17 protein-coding genes and 1 tRNA gene are annotated in these 21,036 nt (G+C 70.3%); 14 read left to right on the top strand and 4 right to left on the bottom strand.

Translation table 11 applies throughout. From position 1 onward, the window contains the following. Positions 1-8: 8 nt before the first annotated feature. The 4 genes from CFN78_RS30300 to CFN78_RS11265 all read left to right on the top strand — a co-directional run bounded on the left by CFN78_RS30300 (position 9) and on the right by CFN78_RS11265 (position 1,908). The gene (locus CFN78_RS30300) at positions 9-146 is read left to right on the top strand and encodes a DUF4244 domain-containing protein (protein ID WP_205660486.1); all 138 of its coding nucleotides are present in this window, start codon (positions 9-11) and stop codon (positions 144-146) included. Beyond that, on the top strand, positions 146-547 hold the full coding sequence (locus tag CFN78_RS11255) for a TadE family type IV pilus minor pilin (protein WP_094862659.1): 402 nt from the start codon (positions 146-148) through the stop codon (positions 545-547). The genes CFN78_RS30300 and CFN78_RS11255 overlap by 1 nt, the downstream gene beginning before the upstream one ends. Next, positions 534-905 carry an Rv3654c family TadE-like protein gene (locus CFN78_RS11260; protein WP_094862660.1) on the top strand — a complete coding sequence of 124 codons (372 nt, stop codon included), beginning with the start codon at positions 534-536 and terminating at the stop codon, positions 903-905. Before CFN78_RS11255 ends, CFN78_RS11260 begins: the two co-directional genes overlap by 14 nt. Positions 906-1,269: 364 nt before the next feature. Then, positions 1,270-1,908: a bifunctional DNA primase/polymerase gene (locus tag CFN78_RS11265; protein ID WP_094862661.1), complete on the top strand. Its 639-nt coding sequence runs from the start codon at positions 1,270-1,272 to the stop codon at positions 1,906-1,908. An 89-nt stretch (positions 1,909-1,997) separates the two neighbouring features. Here the strand turns inward: CFN78_RS11265 and CFN78_RS11270 are convergent, their stop codons facing one another. Further along, on the bottom strand, positions 1,998-4,454 hold the full coding sequence (locus CFN78_RS11270; RefSeq protein ID WP_205660487.1) for a DEAD/DEAH box helicase: 2,457 nt from the start codon (positions 4,452-4,454) through the stop codon (positions 1,998-2,000). A 253-nt stretch (positions 4,455-4,707) separates the two neighbouring features. Here CFN78_RS11270 and CFN78_RS11275 point away from each other — a divergent pair, with 253 nt between their 5' ends. The 4 genes from CFN78_RS11275 to CFN78_RS11290 all read left to right on the top strand — a co-directional run bounded on the left by CFN78_RS11275 (position 4,708) and on the right by CFN78_RS11290 (position 9,246). Next, on the top strand, positions 4,708-6,993 hold the full coding sequence (locus CFN78_RS11275) for a sodium-translocating pyrophosphatase (RefSeq protein WP_094862662.1): 2,286 nt from the start codon (positions 4,708-4,710) through the stop codon (positions 6,991-6,993). 125 nt (positions 6,994-7,118) lie between these two features. After that, a complete protein-coding gene (locus tag CFN78_RS11280) occupies positions 7,119-7,733 on the top strand; it encodes a hypothetical protein (protein WP_094862663.1) in 615 nt (204 codons plus the stop codon). 151 nt (positions 7,734-7,884) lie between these two features. Further along, a complete protein-coding gene (locus CFN78_RS11285) occupies positions 7,885-8,478 on the top strand; it encodes a hypothetical protein (protein ID WP_133116326.1) in 594 nt (197 codons plus the stop codon). 81 nt (positions 8,479-8,559) lie between these two features. Next, positions 8,560-9,246, top strand: coding sequence for a hypothetical protein (locus CFN78_RS11290; protein ID WP_240519385.1), 687 nt, complete (start codon positions 8,560-8,562; stop codon positions 9,244-9,246). Between the two features lie 7 nt (positions 9,247-9,253). On the opposite strand, the gene CFN78_RS11295 is transcribed toward CFN78_RS11290, so the two are convergent. Continuing rightward, the gene (locus CFN78_RS11295) at positions 9,254-10,126 is read right to left on the bottom strand and encodes a S1 family peptidase (protein WP_094862665.1); all 873 of its coding nucleotides are present in this window, start codon (positions 10,124-10,126) and stop codon (positions 9,254-9,256) included. A gap of 278 nt (positions 10,127-10,404) precedes the next feature. Here CFN78_RS11295 and topA point away from each other — a divergent pair, with 278 nt between their 5' ends. From topA to CFN78_RS11315, 4 genes are all read left to right on the top strand, one after another. After that, complete coding sequence (topA, locus tag CFN78_RS11300; protein ID WP_205660488.1) at positions 10,405-13,260, top strand: type I DNA topoisomerase; 2,856 nt, start codon at positions 10,405-10,407, stop codon at positions 13,258-13,260. Between the two features lie 275 nt (positions 13,261-13,535). Further along, positions 13,536-14,252 carry a hypothetical protein gene (locus CFN78_RS11305; RefSeq protein ID WP_240519386.1) on the top strand — a complete coding sequence of 239 codons (717 nt, stop codon included), beginning with the start codon at positions 13,536-13,538 and terminating at the stop codon, positions 14,250-14,252. A gap of 200 nt (positions 14,253-14,452) precedes the next feature. Continuing rightward, on the top strand, positions 14,453-16,576 hold the full coding sequence (locus CFN78_RS11310) for a bifunctional MFS transporter/dTMP kinase (protein ID WP_240519387.1): 2,124 nt from the start codon (positions 14,453-14,455) through the stop codon (positions 16,574-16,576). Then, complete coding sequence (locus CFN78_RS11315; protein WP_240519388.1) at positions 16,573-17,802, top strand: DNA polymerase III subunit delta'; 1,230 nt, start codon at positions 16,573-16,575, stop codon at positions 17,800-17,802. The genes CFN78_RS11310 and CFN78_RS11315 overlap by 4 nt, the downstream gene beginning before the upstream one ends. 75 nt (positions 17,803-17,877) lie before the next feature. Here the strand turns inward: CFN78_RS11315 and CFN78_RS11320 are convergent, their stop codons facing one another. Next, positions 17,878-19,548 (bottom strand): hypothetical protein, encoded by a 1,671-nt coding sequence (locus CFN78_RS11320; RefSeq protein ID WP_094862667.1) that lies wholly within the window; start codon positions 19,546-19,548, stop codon positions 17,878-17,880. Between the two features lie 140 nt (positions 19,549-19,688). On the opposite strand from CFN78_RS11320, the gene CFN78_RS11325 reads away from it, so the two are divergent. Together CFN78_RS11325 and CFN78_RS30200 are read left to right on the top strand one after the other, a co-directional pair. After that, positions 19,689-19,762 (top strand) — tRNA-Thr (locus CFN78_RS11325). Between the two features lie 321 nt (positions 19,763-20,083). After that, entirely contained in the window at positions 20,084-20,275 is a 192-nt protein-coding gene (locus CFN78_RS30200) for a VOC family protein (protein WP_338065521.1), read from the top strand. A gap of 117 nt (positions 20,276-20,392) precedes the next feature. On the opposite strand, the gene CFN78_RS11335 is transcribed toward CFN78_RS30200, so the two are convergent. Further along, positions 20,393-21,028, bottom strand: a complete 636-nt coding sequence (locus tag CFN78_RS11335) for an LppA family lipoprotein (RefSeq protein ID WP_165777516.1) — start codon at positions 21,026-21,028, stop codon at positions 20,393-20,395. Between the last annotated feature and the right edge of the window lie 8 nt (positions 21,029-21,036).

Raw genomic sequence — 21,036 nt, forward strand, 5'->3', positions numbered from 1 at the left:
ACGAGGGCATGAGCACCGCTGAGTACGCGATCGGGACGATCGCCGCGGCGGCCTTCGGCGCTCTGCTGTACACCGTCGTCACCGGTGATTCCGTGATCGGCGCCCTGACCGGACTCGTCGAGCAGGCGCTGTCGGTGGAGCTCTGATGCGGGCGGCGAGCCGGGCGGATCCGGGCGACCGGGGTGCGGTCACTGTCGAGGCGGCGATCTCGCTGACCGCGCTCGTTCTGGTGTTCGCGATGATCGCCGCCGGTCTCGCCGCGGTCACCGGTCAGCTCCGGTGTGCCGATGCCGCACGGGAGGCCGCCCGGCTCGTCGCTCGTGGTGAACGCGGGCTCGCCGAGGAGGCGGTCCGGATCACCGCACCCGCCGGAGCCCGGCTGGTGGTGACCGACGCGGGGGACTCCGTCGCGGTGCGGGTCGTCGCCGAGCCCGGTGACCTGCTGCCCGGGCTCGAACTGAGGGCCGAGGCGCACGCGATGCTCGAACCGGGTGTGGGGCAGGAGCCCGTGCCACCGGAGGAGGGAGCGGCCGGTGTCGGCCGCTGACCGCGAGCGCGCGGAGCAGGGGTTCGCCACCGTGTGGTCGGCGATCGCGATCGCGGCCCTGCTGGTGGTGACAGCGGCGATGTTCTGGCTGGGTGCCGCCGTACTGGCCCGGCATCGGGCGACCTGGGCGGCGGACCTCGCCGCGCTCGCCGCGGCCGGGCGGGCGGACCTGGGCGTGACGGAGGCGTGTGCCCGAGCCACGGCGATCAGCGATCGGATGGGTGCCAGGATCCGCGACTGCACCCTGCGGGAGTGGGACGCGCTCATCCGGGTCGAGGTCGACCTGCCGGGGCCGCTGGCCGGTCTCGGGCCGGCGACGGGACGCGCCCGCGCCGGGCCGGTGGACCGGCCACCGTGACGGCTCTGCGGTTCGCCGAGCTGCCGCGCCGGACGGGCGAGCAGCGGTCGTCTGCATACGACGAACGGCAGAATTGCCCCTTGGCCTGGGCGTGCTCGGCAGTCCTCGGCCGGAAAGGCGATCTCGGCGTCCGGTTAGGGCCACCGTGAGGCACGAGATGCCCACTCGGCGCGACGACCGGTCCCCGGCGTTCACCCGCACTGGGCGGACCCACTCGTTCAACGTGTTGTAACTACCGGTTGTCGAGAGGGAACTACCGGCAACGTGCAGGTTGCCGTTTATTGGAATGTGACGCCAGCCACGCACGCCGAGTTCGGCGGAGGCGGACGGGTGGCACGAGAGTTCCAAGGAGGTCTGAGGAGCAATGTCAGAAATGGACTGGTCGGACGGCTGGCACGGCGCATTTCGCATCGAGTTGCGCGCCGCGGCCATCGGTCTCGCTTCGCGTGGCTGGCCGGTGTTTCCCGGCACCCGTCCGGCAGAACTGTCCGCTGGGAACGAGACCGAGTGGGCCGGCCCCGTTCCCGCTCATGACAACTGGCGCGAACGTCTCGGTGCCCACCCGCAGCGGGTGGCCGCCTGGTGGACCGGCCAGCCGTTCAGCCTTCTGGTCGCCACTGGGATAGTCCTGGACGCCGTGGAGGTCGACGACAAACTCGGCCGTCGCGCCGCGCGGCTCCTGCGCGCATCCGGGCAGCCGGCGCCGATCGTGGCAATGCCCAACGGTCGCTGGCTGTTCCTCACCACCGTGGCCGATCGTTTCCCGGCCGAACTCGCCGCGCACGAGAGCATCACCTGGCACGGCGACGGGAGCTGGGTTCCCTTGCCTCCCACGCCTTTTCCGCACGGTGTCGTGCACTGGCGCGTGAAGCCGGAAGTGTGGGGCTGGCGGCTGCCCGCCGCGGAGGCGATGCACGACGTACTGGTCCGTGCGCTCGCCGCCGATGTGGCCTCGGTCGAGGAAGCCGACCGGGCACACGCTCTCCAGGTCGCCGCGGCCTGAGCCCCACGGCTTCCACCGTCCCTTCGCGGCCGGCTCCGGTCACGGCAGGATCGCGACGATGAAGTCGCGGCAGATCAACGACAACTGAATCACGAACCACCGTGGTCACGCTCGATCTCGTGTTGATGACGCAAGGCCCCGAGCACGATGTCGAGCACGACCACAGCCCCTGCCTTGTCCAGCGGTTCGTTGCCGTTCCCGCATTTCGGCGACTGAACGCAGGACGGGCAGCCCGTCGGGCACTCGCAGGAGACGATCGCCTCCCGCGTAGCGGCCAGCCACGGGACCAACGCGGCAAAGCCGCGGTCGGCGAATCCCGCGCCCCCGGGATGGCCGTCGTGCACGAACACCGTCGCCTCCCCGGTGTCACCGTGCAAGGCGGTAGAGACCCCGCCGATGTCCCACCGGTCGCACGTAGCGAACAGCGGTAGCAGGCCGATCGCCGCGTGCTCGGCGGCATGCAGGGCGCCGGGGATGCGCGCCGGAACCAGTCCGGCGCCCCCCGGCGTCCTGCGTGCGTTTCCAGTCTCCGGATCGCCGTTCCCTTCCCCGCCAACACGTTCCCCAGCAACACTTTCCGCGACGTCGACGGTGAGCCGCGACTCCTTCAGCAAGCTCTCGTCGATCGTGTACCAGACGGCGCGGGTGCGCAGTTCCTGAGCGGGGAGGTCCAGCGGAATCTGGTCGAGAATCTCTCCCGAGGGCAGCCGCCGCAAATACGCGACCACCTGCGAGGTGACCGCTACCTCGCCGAGGAACACGCTCACACCGCCGAAGTCCCGCCGCTGCACGGTGTTCAGCACCGCGATATCCACCAGCTCCCTGGCCGAGGTGTTCCACTCCGGATCCTCGGCGTGCACCATCGCCAGTCCCTCGGCGAGGTCGAGTTCGTCCACGACGTACGACGAACCCTGGTGAAGGTAGACGGCTCCGGGATGCACCGTCGCGCACGCCGAGCCGGGATCGACGGTACCCAGCAGCCGGGAGGAGTCCGCCTCCACCACGGCGATCTGCTCGGCGTCCGAGCCGCGGATACCCACCTCGTGCTGCGGCCGGTCGCGCGAGGTCCAGTACCAGCCACTCGACCGTCGCCGCAGAACCTTGTCCGCCACGAGGTACTCCAGCACGTCCCGCGCCGCCTGGCCACCGAACATGTCGAGTTCCCCGCCGGTCAACGGGAGTTCCGCCGCCGCGCACACGAGTTGCGGCCCGAGTACGTACGGGTTCGCCGGATCCAGCACCGCGGTCTCCACCGGACGGTCCAGCAGTGCCGCCGGGTGGTGCACCAGGTACGTGTCCAGCGGATCGTCGCGGGCGATGAACACCACGAGCGCCTCTTCGCCGGAGCGCCCCGCGCGACCGGACTGCTGCCAGAACGAGGCCAGCGTGCCCGGATAGCCCGCCAGCACCACGGCGTCCAGCCCGGCGATGTCGACGCCCAGCTCCAGCGCGTTCGTGGTGGCCACGCCGAGCAGCCTGCCCGCCAGCAGGTCGCGCTCCAGCGCGCGCCGTTCCTCCGGCAGGAACCCGGCCCGGTAGGCGGCGACCAGCGGCGGCAGCGAATCGTCCACTTCGGACAGAATGCGGCGTGCCGTCAGCGCGGTCAGCTCGGCGCCGCGCCGGGAGCGGACGAACGCGAGCGAGCGTGCGCCCTCGACCACGAGGTCGGCCAGAATCCGGGAGGCCTCCGCGCCCGCGGACCGCCGCACCGGCGCCCCGTTCTCCCCGGACATGTTCTCCATCAGCGGCGGCTCCCAGAGCACGACCGTGCGTGCGCCGCGCGGCGAGTGGTCGCGAGTGACCGCGGCACAGTCCACACCGGACAGTCGAAGGGCGAACTCGCCCGGATCTGCGGCGGTGGCCGAGGCGAGCACGAACACCGGCGAGGAGCCGTAGTGCGCCGCCACCCGCCGCAGCCGCCGCAGCAGCAGGGCGACGTGTGAGCCGAACACGCCCCGGTAGCTGTGGCACTCGTCGATCACGACGTAGGTGAGCTTGCGGAAGAACCGGGCCCAGCGCGAGTGGTTCGACAGAATTCCGCGATGCAGCATGTCCGGGTTGGTGAACAGCCAGCGCGCGTGCGCCCGCACCCAGTCGCGCTCGTCCATCGGGGTGTCGCCGTCGTACCCGGCCGCCCGCACATCCGGAACGCCCACAGAGGACACCGCGCGGAGCTGGTCGGCACCGAGTGCCTTCGTCGGCGACAGGTAGAGGGCACACGCCCGGGGGTCGGCGGCGAGCGAGGACAGCACCGGCAACTGGTAGGCGAGTGACTTGCCCGAGGCCGTGCCGGTGGAGATCACCACATGCGCTCCGGACCACGCGAGCGAGGCAGCCTCCTCCTGGTGTGCCCACGGCCGTTCGACGCCGGCCGCGCGGATCGCGTCCACGACGGCGGATGGAGCCCAGTCCGGCCAGTCGGCGAAGCGGGCGGGCCGCGCGGGCAGCCCGGCCACGTGCGTCACCGGGCTGCGATCGTGCGGGATCCCCGCCGTCACGCGGCGCAGGAGTCGCTGCGCCGCCACGTTCTCCACGACGCCGTCCACCCTTCGAGCCTCGCACACACCCGCGACGAAAACGGCCCGCGACCACCGCGCACGGCGGCCGTGAGTGCCCGCTAACCGTCATTCGTGACCGGAGTCACAGACTTACGTTGAGTATCGGACCTAAGACGCCTTGCAAAGCGGGGCAGCAGTACCAATAGACTCCGCCAATCCACAGCACCTGTGGCATAGATCCCATGTCAGATGTGACGCATTCTCGACCGTCGTCTGACACCGGCGATGTTCAGGAGGACGCATGTCCCGGCAGTTCCTCGCGGACGGCTTAGAGCTGTCCGGAGGTGATTACGGCATCGTTGCCGTGGTCGCCGTTATCGCGCTGGCAGCGCTTGTTGTCGGCTTTTTCCTGGTCAAGGAGGTCCTGGCGGCAGGCCAGGGCACCGAGAAGATGCAGGAGATCGCCAAGGCGGTGCAGGAAGGCGCGGCCGCGTATCTCAAACGGCAGCGCAACACCCTCGCCATCTTCGGCGTGGTCGTGTTCCTGCTGCTGTTCGCGCTGCCCGCGGAGGACATGAGCGAGCGCATCGGCCGCTCGATCTTCTTCCTCGTCGGTGCCGGATTCTCCTTCGGCATCGGGTATCTCGGCATGTGGCTCGCCACCCAGGCCAACCTCAGGGTGGCCGCCGCCTCGCGGGAGGACGGCGGACGCGAGAAGGCGATGCGCGTCGCCTTCCGTACCGGTGGTGCGGTCGGCATGGCCACCGTCGGCCTCGGTCTCTTCGGTGCGGCCGTCGTCGTCCTGGTCTACGCGGGCCAGGCACCCAAGGTGCTGGAGGGCTTCGGCTTCGGCGCGGCCCTGATCGCGATGTTCATGCGTGTCGGCGGCGGCATCTTCACCAAGGCCGCAGACGTCGGCGCCGACCTGGTCGGCAAGGTCGAGCAGGGCATCCCCGAGGACGATCCGCGCAACGCGGCCACCATCGCCGACAACGTCGGTGACAACGTCGGTGACTGTGCCGGTATGGCCGCGGACCTGTTCGAGTCCTACGCGGTGACCCTGGTCGCCGCGCTGATCCTGGGCAGCGTCGCGTTCGGCGTCGACGGCCTGCTGTTCCCACTGATCGTCCCGGCCATCGGCGTGATCACCGCGATCATCGGTGTCTACATCACCAAGGCGAAGGTCGGCGAGAGCGGGCTGACCACGATCAACAAGGCCTTCTACATATCGGCCACGATCTCGGCCGTGCTGTGTGCCATCGCGGCGTTCGTCTTCCTGCCCGGCTCCTTCGGTGACTTCGGCGAGGAGTTCGCCGCCAGCACCGGCAACCCGGCCCTCATCGCGACGGTCTCGGTGATCATCGGCATCGTGCTCGCCGGGATCATCCTCTGGCTCACCGGCTACTACACCGGCACCGAGTACGGCCCGGTGAAGGACGTCGGCAAGACCTCGGAGACCGGTGCCGCCACGGTGATCCTCTCCGGTCTCTCGGTCGGTTTCGAGTCGGCCGTCTACACCGCGATCGTCATCGGTGGCGCCGTCTTCGGTGCCTACCTGATCGGCGGCATGGTCGCGCTGTTCGCGGTGGCGCTCGCCGGTACCGGCCTGCTCACCACGGTCGGCGTCATCGTCGCGATGGACACCTTCGGCCCGGTCTCCGACAACGCGCAGGGCATCGCCGAGATGTCCGGTGACGTGGACGAGAAGGCGGCTGGCATCCTCACCGAGCTGGACGCCGTCGGCAACACCACGAAGGCCATCACCAAGGGCATCGCGATCGCCACGGCGGTGCTCGCGGCGACCGCGCTGTTCGGTTCCTACCAGGACTCCATCGGCCAGGAACTGGCCCGCATCGGTGCCGCGGTGGGAGATTCGGACTCGTTCATCAACTCGATCGTCAGCCCGAACACCCTCGTCGGTGTGCTGCTCGGTGCGGCCGTCGTGTTCCTGTTCTCCGGTCTCGCGATCAACGCCGTGTCGCGCGCTGCCGGCGCGGTGGTCTACGAGGTGCGCCGTCAGTTCCGCGACATCCCGGGGATCATGGAGGGCACCACGCGGCCCGAGTACGGCCGGGTCGTCGACATCGTCACCCGTGACTCGCTGCGGGAACTCACCACGCCGGGCCTGCTCGCCGTCTTCGCGCCGATCGCGGTCGGTTTCGGCCTCGGCACCGGTGCGCTCGCCGGTTACCTCGGTGGCGCGATCGCGACGGGCACGCTGATGGCGGTGTTCCTGGCGAACTCCGGTGGCGCCTGGGACAACGCGAAGAAGCTCGTCGAGGACGGCAACCACGGCGGCAAGGGATCGGACGCGCACGAGGCGACGATCATCGGTGACACCGTCGGTGACCCGTTCAAGGACACCGCGGGCCCGGCGATCAACCCGCTGATCAAGGTGATGAACCTGGTCTCGCTGCTGATCGCCCCCGCGGTCGTGCAGTTCTCGGTCGGCCCGGACGCCTCGCTCGGCCTGCGGGTCGCGATCGCGCTCGTCGCGGTCGCCGTCATCGTGGTGGCGATCGTGGTGTCGAAGCGCCGCGGTACGACCATCGCGGACAGCCCGGCGGAGCAGACCACCTCCGCCTGACACGCAACACCGGAGCTCGGGCCCGTCACGCACTCGCGTGGCGGGCCCGAGCCATGCCGGGCAGGCGGGTAGCGTCGGGCGGCGCACACCGAACCACATCGACTTCCGCAGTGAAGGAGCACGCAATGAGGCGACGCCTCGGATTCGTCACCGCCACCGGCGCGTGCCTGGCGGTCGTGCTGGCCGGTTGTTCCGACGACCAGCCCGCCGCCCAAGCCCCGCCCGCCCCAGCGCCCGAGCAGTCCCCCTCCGCGCCCGCGAGCAGTTCCGCCGCCGAGGCCGGCGGTGACGATGCCGAGGTCTGGGTGAACGGCTTCTGCGGTGCCGTGGTGAACCTGGCGGACCTGAAGACCATGCAGGCACCGGACATCCAGCCGAACGACTTCGCGGGCAGCAAGGCCGCGCTGACCGACCTGCTGGGCGGTTTCGAGGGCTCGGTGACCAAGACACTGGACGGGCTGAACGCGCTCGGGCCCGCCCCGGAGCCCGCGGGCGACGACGCGAAACAGGCGCTGCTGGACGTCTTCACCCCGGTCAGGGATCAGGTGACCGACGCGAAGACGAAGATCGACTCGGCCACCGAGCAGAACCCGCAGCCGATGATCGAGGCGGTCGGCGGCCTGCAGTCACTGAGCGGTTCGCTGACCAAGGCGCAGAACCCGATCGAGGGCATCAAGGGCTCGCCCGCCCTCAACGCCGCCGGGCAGAAGGCGCCGAACTGCCAGAAGCTCGCCAAGTAGCCACGTTCGCCATGGGACGCCGCCGTGAGTCCTGCCTCACCGCCGAACGCGGCGGCGTGCGAAACCGCTGCCGGTCGGTACGGTCGAGGGGGTTTGTCCACGGCGCGTCAGGAGGTTCACGGTGCGGCCGCGTAGTACCGGAGTCGCAGTGATGGCGATCGGCGCCGTCGTGTCGATCAGCGCCTGCGGGCAGCAGAGCGCCATGTCGCCCGCCGCCCAGCCGCCACCGGCGGGCGGTCCGGGGATCACGGCGGACGAGGCGGTTCGCCAGGACGAGACGACGAGGTGGGCCTCCGGGTACTGCACGACCGTCGGCGGCCTGGTGCAGACGCTGACGACGATGCCGGCCGTGGACCCGTCGAGCCCGGAGAGTGCCGCGCGGACCTCCAGCGAACTGCTGGCGGTGATGATCGGTGGGCTGGACCGCACCATCGACGGGCTGGGCGAGCTCGGCCCGGCACCCGGCCAGGAGGGCGACCTCGCCCGGCAGAACGTCAGCGCCGACCTCACCAGGATCCGCGAACGGGCGGTGGCCACCAAGGCGGACGTGGACGAGACGCCGCCGAGCAGCGAGGACGGCCGGGAGGCGATCGGGGCGGTGAAGCTGCCGCTGGACGCGCTGGCCGGGCTTCGGTTGCTGAAGGGCTTCGACGCGACGCCCGCGCTGGACACCGCGACCCGTCGCGCACCGTCCTGCGCCGACCTCGCGAAGCGGGACCCGGCGGCCGAGCCGCCACCGCGCTGACGCACCCCGCCTGCCTGCCCGCCCCCGGACCGACCGGTGCGGTGGGGAGACAGCATCGAACGTGTGTTCTACGCTACTCCGGTGGATCAGATCTCCATGTTCTCCGCAGAGGCGAGCGGCCCAGCGGTCGAGGACCTGGCCGGCGTGCTGTGCGGGCCGGGCCGGATCGTCAGCTTCGCGCGCACGACCGCGCGGCTGTCGGTGCTGGTCGAGCAACGTTCGCGGGCTCGTGCGCTGGCGGCCGAGTACCGCCGTAGACGGGTGCATGCCGAGGTGATGAGCACCGAGTGCGGACGTTTCCTGGTGCGGACCGCGTTCCGCGCCGATCTGATCTCGCTCGCGGAGAAGTGGAGCGACGCCTCCGGCAAGACCGTGCCGGGGGGATTCCGGCTCGACGGGGCCGCGTTGCGCCTCTGGGCGCTCGCCGCGGGTGTGCCCGCCGAGACCGGTTACCTGCTGCCGTTCGACCCCGGCGCCCCGTGGACGCACGAACCGCTCGCCGCCGCGGTGGACGCGCTGGGGCTCGCGGGCAGGGTGCTGACCGAACGCGCGGGCGGTCCGGGCGTGTGCGTCCGGGGGCGGCGCAGGCTGGAGCAGCTCGCCGAACTGCTCGGCAGCTCGCCAGGGGGCGTGACGGAGTTGTGGCCGTGCCCGCCGCCGAGTGCGGCCCGAGCCGAACGGCCGGCCGTCGCGCCCAACCCGGCCCCGGGCGGCACGGACGGCAGAGAACTCGGCGGCGAAGGGCAGCTCGACCTGCTCTCCGCCTGAGCGCCGGTTACGCGGCCTCCGGCAGTGCCGCCGCGGGCTTCGGCAGGGCGCACTCCGGCCGGGCCAGGTCGATCTCGCTGCCGGCCACCAGGCAGCCGTGGAAGAGGTAGGTCTGCTGGCCGTAGTTGATGCCCTGCCGGACCGTCTTCTCGCCGTTCTCGTCGACCTCGCACGGATTGTTCATCGTGCACTCGCCGCCGCTCTCGTTGCCGGTGTTGTTCACGCCGACGACCTTGCCGGTGGCCCCGTCGACGATCGGCGAGCCCGAGGTGCCGCCGATGGTCTGGCACTCCGGTGTGTAGCGGATCGAGTCCTGCCAGACGTAACCGCCCTCGTGCAGTTCGAACACCGGGCCGTCCATCGCGCAGGTGTAGATCTCCTTCCAGTACCCGGACACGACGTTGATGTCGGCCCCGGCGGCGGGCTTGGTGTCGGACAGCTCCAGCGCGGCGATCCCGGTCTGCTGCTCGAGTTCCGCATAGCTGGTGTCGAGCTGGTAGAGGGAGGCGTCGGTGCCGGTCATGGTGGCGTACAGCAGTTTGGTGGCGGTGAGGGTGGCGACGGTGGACGCGCCGTCGGCGGAGAGCAGTTCGAACGTACGGTCCGAGGGCTGGTCGACGAGCACCTGGCCGGGGCCGGGAAAACCCTCGGACAGGCAGTGGCCGTTGGACAGCACGACGGCGGGATCCTCCGGGGCGGCGGACGCGAGCCGTACGACGGAGCCGGAGCAGTTGTCCAGCGCCACGGTGCCGGCGAAATTCACCTCGGCCGCTTGCGCGGACGCCGTATCCTCGGCAGCCAGGACGGGGGTGGCGGTGGTGCACAGCGCGAGGCCGGCCACGGCGGGCAGCAGCGCGGCGATCGAACGGCGTCGGGTCATCGGTGCTTCCTTCGGGTCGGCGGTGCGTTCCGGCTTCGTCGTGGTCCGAGTCAACTGCCACTATGTGACCCACGCCACCGTCTAACGGAGGGACTAGCGAGTACCCGTTCGAGTGGCCCCGTCCGGGGCGTGCTAGGTGTGGAAAAGGAAACGCCGGACCGGTCGCGGACGATGCGCATCACGCAACGTCGGCGGCGTGTTGAGGCCCCTCGACGCGCGTCGACGGGTTCCGGCGGTGCACACTGACTGGTCGAACAGGCGTCGCGGCGGCGGCGAAGATGAGCGGAGAGCGGGACAGCGTGGCTGGATCGGCACGGACGAGCAAGAGTGGCACCGGGTCCAACGGTGCCGGGCGCCGGCGATTGGTGATCGTCGAGTCGCCCACCAAGGCCAAGAAGATCTCGCCCTACCTCGGCAAGGACTACGTCGTCGAGGCGTCCGTCGGCCACATCCGCGACCTGCCGCGTGGCGCGGCCGACGTGCCCGCCAAGTACAAGGGCCAGTCCTGGGCCCGGCTCGGCGTGGACGTGGACAACGGCTTCGAGCCCCTCTACATCGTCACGCCGGACAAGAAGTCGAAGGTCACCGAGCTGAAGGGCCTGCTCAAGGACGTCGACGAGCTCTACCTCGCGACGGACCCCGACCGGGAGGGCGAGGCGATCGCCTGGCACCTGCTGGAGGCGCTCAAGCCGAAGATCCCCGTCCGCCGCATGGTGTTCCACGAGATCACCGAGCAGGCCATCCTGGCCGCTGCCGCGGACACCAGGGAGCTGGATTCCGACCTCGTCGACGCCCAGGAGACCCGCCGGATCCTGGACCGCCTCTACGGTTACGAGGTCTCGCCGGTGCTGTGGAAGAAGGTCATGCCGAAGCTCTCGGCGGGCCGGGTGCAGTCGGTGGCCACGCGCATCGTGGTGCAGCGCGAACGTGAGCGGATGGCCTTCACCTCGGCCGAGTACTGGGACATCTCCGCCACGATGGACGCCGGGGCGGACTCGGCGCCCCGTACTTTCGGCGCCCGTCTCGTCTCCGTCGACGGTGCCCGCCTCGCCACCGGCCGCGACTTCACCTCCGAGGGCAGGCTCAAGGACGGCTCGGCCGAGGTGCGCGTGCTGGCCGAGGCCGACGCGGGCAGGCTCGCCGAGGCGCTGGCCGGCCGCGATTTCGCGGTGTCGAGCGTCGAGGAGAAGCCCTACACCCGCAAGCCGTACCCGCCGTTCATGACCTCCACGCTCCAGCAGGAGGCGGGCCGCAAGCTGCGCTTCTCGTCCAGCCGCGCGATGAGCATCGCCCAGCGGCTGTACGAGAACGGTTACATCACCTATATGCGTACCGACTCGACGACGCTGTCGGAGACGGCGCTGACGGCGGCGCGCAGGCAGGCGACCGAGCTGTACGGCAAGGAGTACGTCGCGGACAAGCCGCGGCAGTACACCCGCAAGTCGAAGAACGCCCAGGAGGCGCACGAGGCGATCCGCCCGGCAGGGGAGACCTTCCGGACGCCCGGTCAGGTCGCGAACGAGCTGGGCGCCGACGAGTTCCGCCTGTACGAGCTGATCTGGCAGCGCACGATCAGCTCGCAGATGGCCGACGCCAAAGGCACCACGATGTCGGTGCGCATCACCGGCACCGCGAGCAGTGGAGAAGAGTGCACCTTCGCGGCGTCCGGTCGCACCATCACCTTCGCCGGTTTCCTGAAGGCCTACGTCGAGTCCGTGGACTCCGAGGCGGGTGGCGAGGCCGACGACAAGCAGAGTCGCCTGCCGCAGCTCGTCAAGGACCAGGGCCTGACCGCCACCGAGCTGAGCCCAGACGGTCACTCCACCTCGCCGCCCGCGCGCTACACCGAGCCGAGCCTCACCGGGAAGCTCGAAGAACTCGGTATCGGCCGCCCCTCCACGTACGCCTCGATCATCAACACCATCCAGGACCGCGGCTACGTGTGGAAGAAGGGTTCCGCGCTGGTCCCGTCCTGGGTCGCGTTCTCCGTCGTCGGCCTGCTGGAAAGGCACTTCGAGCGGCTGGTGGACTACGACTTCACCGCGGGCATGGAGGACGAACTCGACCGGATCGCCTCCGGCGACGAGCAGCGCACCCAATGGCTGACGAAGTTCTACTTCGGCGGTGACATGGGCGGCGACGGTTCGATCGGCAGGCTGGGCGGGCTGAAGAAGCTCGTCGGCACCGGCGTCGAGGACATCGACGCGCGGGAGATCAACTCCATCCCGATGTTCCCGGACGCCGAGGGCCGCACCGTCTTCGTGCGCGTCGGCCGCTACGGCCCGTACCTGGAACGCGAGGTCGAGGAGAAGTCGCAGCGGGCGAACCTGCCCGACGACCTGCCGCCGGACGAGCTGACCGTGGAGATCGCGGAGAAGCTGTTCGCGACACCGCAGGAGGGACGTTCCCTCGGCACGGATCCGGTCAGTGGCAACGAGGTCGTCGCCAAGGAAGGCCGGTTCGGGCCGTACGTCACCGAGGTGCTGCCCGAAGGCGAGCCGCTGCCCGAGGACGCCACACCCGCGCAGAAGAAGGCGGCGAAGGCCAAGGCGCCGAAGCCGCGCACCGGCTCGCTGCTCAAGTCGATGACGATCAGCGAGATCACCCTCGACGACGCGCTGAAGCTGCTCTCGCTGCCGCGTGTGGTCGGCAAGGATCCGGAGTCCGGTGACGAGATCACCGCGCAGAACGGCCGGTACGGCCCGTACCTGAAGAAGGGCACGGATTCCCGTTCGCTGACCACCGAGGACCAGATCTTCGACATCACTCTCGACGAGGCGCTGAAGATCTACGCCGAGCCGAAGCGCCGTGGCCGCCAGGCTGAGGCGAAGCCGCCGTTGAAGGAGATGGGCAACGACCCGGTGTCCGGCAAGCCGATGATCGTCAAGGACGGGCGGTTCGGTCCGTACGTGACCGACGGGGAGTACAACGCCTCGCTGCGCAAGTCCGACAGCGTCGAGGAGCTGACCGACGAGCGCGCCGCCGAGTTGCTGGCGGAGAAGCGCGCCAAGGGGCCCGCGCCGAAGAAGAAGGCACCGGCCCGTAAGGCCCCGGCGAAGACGGCGACCAAGACGGCGGCGAAGAAGGCCCCGGCGAAGAAGGCTCCGGCGAAGGCGGCCGCGAAGAAGTCCTGACCCGCCGTTGCTCTGTCCGTGGCGGCATTCGGCGCAGCGCCGGTGCCGCCGCCCGGACGACGGTTCCGCCGTGCATCGTGTCCTGTGTGGACGGTCGAGCTGTCGTCGGGCCAGGTGGGGGCGCGCCGCGTCGAGCGGGTCGCGGGATCGGCGAGGGTGACCGAGCGTACGCGCGCCTCGTGGCGTGTGACGTGGACAGCGCCCGTTGGGTGGATGCGCCCGCAAGGGCGATCGCTACCCTGTACACGGAAACCTGTCGTATAGGAGTGGTTACCGTGCGAGAGCGTGCGCAGGCGAACGGAGACGGCACCCAGGCCTCCGGGACGTCCGCAGACTTCGCCGACCCCTTGTCCGGGCTGGTCACCGGATTCGAGAGCCAGGAATCCCGGAACGACTCGTCGGTCGTGCGGATCGCCGACCCGGTCGCCCCGGATCCGGATGCGGTTCGGCAGATGGTCGACGCGGCCATGGCCGACGAGGGACCCGTGTTCAACACCAGACCACTCGACGGGCCCGCCCAGGAGTCCGCCGAAGCCGCGCAGGCCCCGGCTCCGGACGTCACCGAGCAGACCTCGCCGCGCATCCCGGCGCAGTCCGGGCAGCCCGCGGCGGCCCCGGCCCGGCCGGGTTCCGAGCCGGGTTCCGACCACGGCCGCGTCGAGGCGTACGGCTCGCAGGCCGAGCCGCTGGGCATGCTGCCGCAACAGCAGCGCCGGAACTGGCCCACCCGGCCGAACCTGATGCGCCGCAACGTTCGCGTCCGGCCCGAAGCCCCCGCGCCGGGAGACCCCGCACCGGGAACGGCCGCGCCCGGGGGTGCGGAGGGGTCCGCCGAGCGGCCCCCTCCCGCCCGTCCGCGCCGGGACGGCTTCCTCCGGCCGTCCAGCGGGTCGACCGGCGTGATCATCGCGATCGTGCTGATGGTCGTGTTCGGAATCGTGGCGATCCAGATGCTGTCCAGCCTCATCAGCAGCATCTCCTCGCTCTTCTGACCGTCCCGTGCGCGGGCTTCGCGACCGTCCCGCGGCCGCAGCTCGCGGCGTAACCGGACGGGTTCGCCACCAGTACGGGCGCGACTACCGCCCGTGCTAACGGTGGTGCGGCGCTGAGCTGCGCGTCTGCGGAAGTACCCTGGTCGTCACCGTCGGTGTGAGCCGACAGGGGTGCGCAGGGTGCCGGGCAGACGTGTGGGGTGGGACGCATCAGCGAACAGGCGAATGCGAGCGGTGCGGGCGCGTCCACGCACTCCGACGGTTCGACCCTGCACCGCGCCCGCAGGGTGCTGGCGATCAAGCCGTTCCGCAGGCTGTGGGGCGTCACGTACCTGTGCAGCACCGCCGACTGGCTGCTGCTGCTGGCACTGACCAGTTTCGCTACCAAGCTCACCGACAACTACGCCGCGCAGAACTTCGCGTTCAGCGCCGTGGTGCTGACCCAGCTCCTGCCCGGGTTGCTGTTCGCGCCGCTGGGCGGACTGCTCGCCGACCGCTTCGACCGGCGCAAGGTCATGGTGATCTGCGACGTCCTGCGCTGCCTGCTGCTGATCTCCATCGCCGTCGTCGGCACGAACTGGTGGCTGTTCATCGGCAACTTCCTCGTCGGCTGCTGCGCGATGATGTGGATCCCGTCCAAGGACGCGGCGGTGCCGAACCTGCTGCGCCGTCCGGATCAGGTGGAGACCGCCGGACAGCTCGGCCTGGTGATGACCTACGGGCTCGCGGTGTTCACCGGTGGCGGCCTGTTCGCGATCCTCTACGGCATCGAGACGACGTTCCGGCTGCCCCCGGACATCTTCGGCGAACTCGGCCTCGCCCAGATCGCCCTGTTCATCAACGCGCTGCTCTACCTCGCCAGCGGGCTGATCGTCGCCACCCGCATCCCGGAGATCTCCCGGCGCGAGCCGAGACCGGACAAGCCGGTGGGACAGCCCGCGGGCGAGGCGATGGGCGAGCCGGCGGGGGAGATCCCGCCGGCGCCGGGCAAGCAGAGCGCACGCTCGCACGAGAGCCCGTCCGGGTTGTGGAGCATGGTCCGCGACGCGGGCAGGTTCATCCGGGCGAACAAGCTGATCCGCGGCCTGCTCATCGGCATGATGGGCGCCTTCGCCGCGGGCGGCGCGGTGATCGGCACGCTCAAGCCGTACTCGTCCAGCCTGCTCGGTGGCGACGCCTCGTTCGCCCTGCTGTTCGTCTCCGCGTTCCTCGGTGCGGCGACGGGTATGGCCGCCGCGCCGAAGCTGGCGCGGCGGCTGCCGCACGACCGGCTGTTCGGCATCTCCATCGTCGCCGCCGGGCTGACGCTGCTGATCGTCGCGCTGTCGCCGCATCTCGCCGTGTCGCTGCTGGCGGTCGCGGTCGTCGGCGCCTGTGCCGGCGTCGCCTTCCTCACCGGCGTGACCATCATCGGCACCCAGGTCGAGGACGCGGTCCGCGGCCGGATCAACGCGATCTACCAGTCGCTGATGAAGCTGATCCTGTTCGGCGCCACCTCCGCGGTCCCCGGACTGGTCGCCATCACGCAGCCGCGCACGTTCGACTTCCTCGGCAACTCGATCACCATCGACGGCACCCGGCCGGTGCTGCTCGGTGGTGGCCTGCTGGCCGCGCTCGTCGGCGTCTTCGCCTACCGGCAGATGGACTCCCGCCGCAGCGAGCCGATCCTGGCCGATCTGCGCAACGTGTTGCGCCGAAGGCCGCGCCGCGCCAACGGCCTGCTGATCGCCGTCGAGGGCAGCACCGCCACCGACACCGCGGCGCACGCCGACCGGCTCGCCGACTGGCTGCGCACCGGGACCCACCCGGTGGTGCTCGCCGCCGATCCCGCACTCGACGACGCCCGGCTCGCCTCGCTGATGTCCGGTGCCTCGCTGACCGGTGCGCGGGCCAGGGCGCTCGCCGCCGCGGCGGTCCGCGCCGACATCGTCGAACGCGATGTGCAGCCCGCCCTCGACGCCGGCGCGATCGTGGTGATGGAACGCTTCGTCGACTCGCCGCTGGCACACCTCTCCGCCGTGGCTGGCCTGGACTCGGAGGAACTCGAAGGGCTCGCCGACTGGGCAACCGGCAGGCTGCGCCCGGACGTGACGATCCTGCTGGACACCGACCCCGGTGCCCTGATCGAGCAGTCGATGCCGATCTCCGGCGACCAGTGGCAGGTACAGAACCTGCTCGCCGAGATGGCCGCCGCCGACCCCGACCGGTACGTCGTCGTGGACGCCGAGGGCACCGCGGACGAGGTCGGTGAACGGGTGCGCACGGCGGTGCGAGCGGTGCTGGTCGGCAGGCAGCCCGGGCTGGCCCCGAAGGAGGACGCGTGACCGTGACCGAGGCGGGGCCCGGTGCCACCGCCGCCCGCATCGGCGTGTGGCGGCAACTGGTCGGGCAGGAACCGGCGGTGGACACGCTCGCCGCGGCGGCCGCGGCTGCGGCCCGGATCGTCGAGGGGGAGACCCCGGCGGCCGGTTCGATGACACACGCCTGGCTGCTCACCGGCCCACCCGGCTCGGGACGTTCGGTGGCGGCCCGGACCTTCGCCGCCGCCCTGGAGTGCACACTCGGGATGGGCTGCGGCGAGTGTCCCGGCTGCCGGACCGCTCTCGCCGGAACACACGCCGACGTACGGCTGGTGGTGCCGGAAGGGCTGTCCATCTCGGTGGCGGAGATGCGCGCGCTGGTGCAGGCCGCGGCCAGGCGGCCGACCGGGGGACGCTGGCAGGTCGTCATCATCGAGGACGCCGACCGGCTCACCGAGGGCGCGGCCAACGCGCTGCTGAAGGCCGTCGAGGAGCCGCCGGACCGGACCGTCTTTCTGCTGTGCGCGCCGTCGGACCACCCGGAGGACGTCTCGGTGACGATCCGTTCCCGGTGCAGGCTGGTGACGCTGCGGACCCCGCCGCCGGAGGCCATCGCGCGGGTGCTGAACGAACGCGACGGGGTCGCACCGGACATGGCGGAGTGGGCGGCCTCGGTGTGCGGCGGGCACATCGGCAGGGCCCGCAGGCTCGCCACCGACCAGAACGCCCGGGACCGCAGGGCCTCCGTGCTGCGTATCCCGCTCGGCCTGCGCTCCGGCGCGGACGTCTTCGCCTGCGCCGACGAGCTGATCGTCGCCGCGGAGGCCGACGCGGGCGAGGAGAGCAAGGTCCGTGACGAGTCGGAACGCTCCGAACTGCGCACCGCGATGGGCGGCGACGGCACCGGGAAGGGCGTCGCCTCGGCGAAACGCTCCGCCGACGCGGCCGTCAAGCAGCTCGAGAAGCGGCAGAAGTCGCGGGCCACCCGAACCCACCGCGACACCCTCGACCTGGCGCTGGTGGACCTCGCCGGGTTCTACCGCGACGTGCTGGTCGCCTCCAGCCGGTCCGGCACCGTGCTGACCCATCCCGACCGCGCGGCCGAGGTGGCCACCGCGGCCGCCCAGTGGAGCCCGGAGTCGACGCTGCGCAGGCTGGAAGCGGTGCTCGCCTGCCGCGAGGCGATCCTGTGGAACGTCAAACCGCGCATCGCCGTCGAGGCCATGGTCACCACGCTGCGCCAGGGCTGAGCGGACCACCAGCGACACCCGGACACGCCGACGGCGGCTCCCCTTCCCAGGAAGCCGCCGTCGGCGGGACAGGATCTAGTCGCGTGGCCGCGGTGACGGGCGCGGCGGGTCGGTCAGGGTGACCGTCTGCCTGCGCCTGCCGGGCAGCGCAGCCACCAGCACGGCGCCGATCAGCAGCATCGCGGTGCCGGTCCAGAACATCGGCACCGAGGAGTACGCGGCGCTGGTCTGTGCCAGCTCGTCCGGCACGCCCGGAGGCGCCTCGCCGCCACCCGGCGGGGCGGGGGCGGGCGGTGCCGCCGTGCCGCACTCGACGCCACCGGCCGGGGCGTACGCCCTGGCCACCTGCTCGCCGAGGGAGAGCTGCAGCAGCGAGGACGGGAGCTGGTCGCGGACCTGCTCCGGAAGGGCGTCCTTGAGCGCGTTCGTCGGCAGGAGTTGCAGGTCGAGCAGCCGCGCCGAGGCGCCGAGCTGCAGGCCGGTGAACGGGTCCGTCATGTCCATCGACTTCTCGTCCAGGGCGGCGATGCTCAGCTTCAGCACGCCGATGTCGAGCACGCGCTCCTGCGCCAGATCGGTCAGCGGCTTGAACAGGCCGCCACCCTCGCCGGCGATCTTCGCGACGTCACCGAGCACCGGAACGTCCTCGACTCCCTCGAAGCCGGTGATCTGCTCCAGGCCGGGCAGCGGGATGCCGATCGGGATGTCCGCCGTCGGGTTGGCCGCGTCGATCGTGATCGGGTCCTGCCCGGGAAGCGCCACGGTCAGCACCGGTGCCGTGTAGTCGACCTTCGAGGTCTCCTTGTCGCCGGTCGAGGTCACCCGCAGCGTGGGCTGGCTGGCGACCTTGATCGACGTCTGCAGCGGGGTGCCCTGCAGGATGTTGATGTCCGCCGCCTGCAGCGTGGACGTCGACTCGACGGCCTTGCGCTCCGATTCCGGCATGTCCACCAGGCGCACCGTGGAGCGTGAGGACAGCGTGTTCGGCAGGCTCAGCAGCGAACCGTCACCGGTCTGGCTTGGCTCGGCGCCGCCGCCGAGCATGCCGCCGAGGCTGGAGAGCGGGCCGGGCAGGTTCTCGAGCCCTTCCCGCAGCGGGCCGGTCACCTGGTCGGCGCCGGGGATCGTCGGGATGACGTTGACCGCGGACAGGCTCGCCAGCGAGGTGGTGGCGTCGGAGATGGTGCCGACGCACGGGCCGAGTGTGTCGCTCCAGCGGGCGTGGGCGCTGCCGTTCAGCAGGCCGACGTTGAGCAGCGGGTTCTCCGGGGCGTTGAAGCCCCCGGTGGTCGGTTCCGGGTTGTCCGGCAGCGCGGTCTGCACGAGGGACCCCGGCGTCTGCGGGGCGTTGCCCGCCACGCTGAGGCCGGTGGGGGACGCCTGCGCGATCGACCGCTCGTAGGTCAGGTACGCCTCGGAGTTGGCCTGCGCACTGGACAGGCCAAGGCCCGCCTCGGCGAGCGCCTGTTTCGGCAGCTCCTCGCCGAGCCCGGGCAGGATCGCGCTGGTCTGCACGGCCTCCGGCAGCAGGCGGAGCACGCCGAGTGCGGCCCCCGCGTCACCGACGGCTCGGCCGAGCGGTGTCGGCACCTGGGGCGAGGAGATCGGCGGCTGGCCCGGCATTCCGGGCTCCGGGATCGGCGTGGTGGGGATCGTCGTCTCCTGCGCCAGGGCAGGGCCTGCGGTCAGCAGCAGCAGGGCCGCCGTGAGAGGCAGGGCCAACGAGCGTGGCGGGCGTCCGCGCATCAGAAGGTTCCTCCTGGAAGGAAGAGTCGGGAAGCCAGTGCGTACCGGCGTCGGTTCATCTAACGACACCGGGGGCGTGAGGTGACGCGCGCCCTACCGCTACACTTGGCCGCGCACGAACGAGAGTTCGTGAGAAGTGTGCCGCCTTAGCTCAGTCGGCCAGAGCGATTCACTCGTAATGAATAGGTCAGGGGTTCGATTCCCCTAGGCGGCTCCCAGCTCGGGGCCCCTTTCCGCAGTCGCGGAAAGGGGCCCCGAGTCGTGTGTCCGGCCGGCCGGATGGCTGTCTCCCGTCATCTCCCGCGAGGCCGGGCGAGCCGCCGCGCTTCAGGTGCCGGGGCCGTCCGCGGAATTTCATTCGAACGGGTGGCATCGCGTTCGAATCCCGGTGAACCGTCCGGGGTCGCGGTGTCCGGTGCGCGGTCCTCGGCTACGAGATGCGGGATGCCGAGCCGCAGGAGGCCGACGGATCGTCACCATCGGCTCGCCCGCCGTACCGGAGGGCACGGACCGTCGGTGGCCGGTACCACCGACGTTGGCGTTCGCGCGCGTCCCGGAGGGCAAGACCGTCAAGAACCGGCTGCACCTTGACGTCAACCCGGTCGACAGGGAACAGGACGAGGAGGTCCACCGCCTGCTCGAACTGGGGGTGCGGCACGCCGGCCTCGGTCAGGGCGATGCGAGCTGGGTCGTGCTCCTGGACCCGGAGGGATTGCCTCACATGTGACACAGCGTTCTCAGCAGCAACGGAGCCCCGGCGCATAGGTGCGCCGGGAGTTCCTGGCCGCCCAGGGGGTGGACGACACCTATCCAGTCTTGATAGCAGCCGACGAGATCGATGCCGTTATGAGCCTGGTTGAGCACCATTGGCCGGGACGCCGCGCTGCTTGGATTCAGGAAGCAAATGGCAGCCGGTGTTGATACCCACGATGGTGCCTTTCTTGCCATCTGCCTCTCCTGCGCCAGCAATTATCCGTAGACTTGCCCCATAGGAGTCGGAAATATTCAACTCGTGGTAGTCGCCCTTGTTTACTTCGAGTCCTGGCGCGGTGAAACCATGCTGACCGGCCACGCTCTTTACTACTTCAATGGCTTGTGGCCATTGATCAGTGGAAATTGGAACAGGGTTCGTGCTGCCTCCTAGTAATAGATTAACCGCATCCCACGCATCAACTTCCTTGAAATCATTGCAACCAGTGTTTGTGCTGACTTCGTCACTTTGCTGCCAGGGAGGCAATTGTAGGTCAGTACTCAGTTTTTCCGTGATCTTTCGCAGCATCTCGTCGTGTCGAGTTTTAGCCTCGTCTATGTTGGGGCGTTTCATGAGTTCGTCCCATTGTTGTTGCAGGCTCATGTCTTCTCGTGAGGTGTCGTTGTTGAGGTAGCGGTCGGCGTCGTTGTCTCCGCATGCAGCTAGTGCGGAGGTGCAGGCGAGTGCGACCGCCAGTTTTGCGAGTGGCCGTGTACGTTGTTGGATCACGAAGGGCC

Origin of the sequence: Amycolatopsis antarctica, assembly GCF_002262875.1 — a bacterium.
In the GTDB taxonomy this organism is placed as follows: domain Bacteria; phylum Actinomycetota; class Actinomycetes; order Mycobacteriales; family Pseudonocardiaceae; genus Amycolatopsis; species Amycolatopsis antarctica.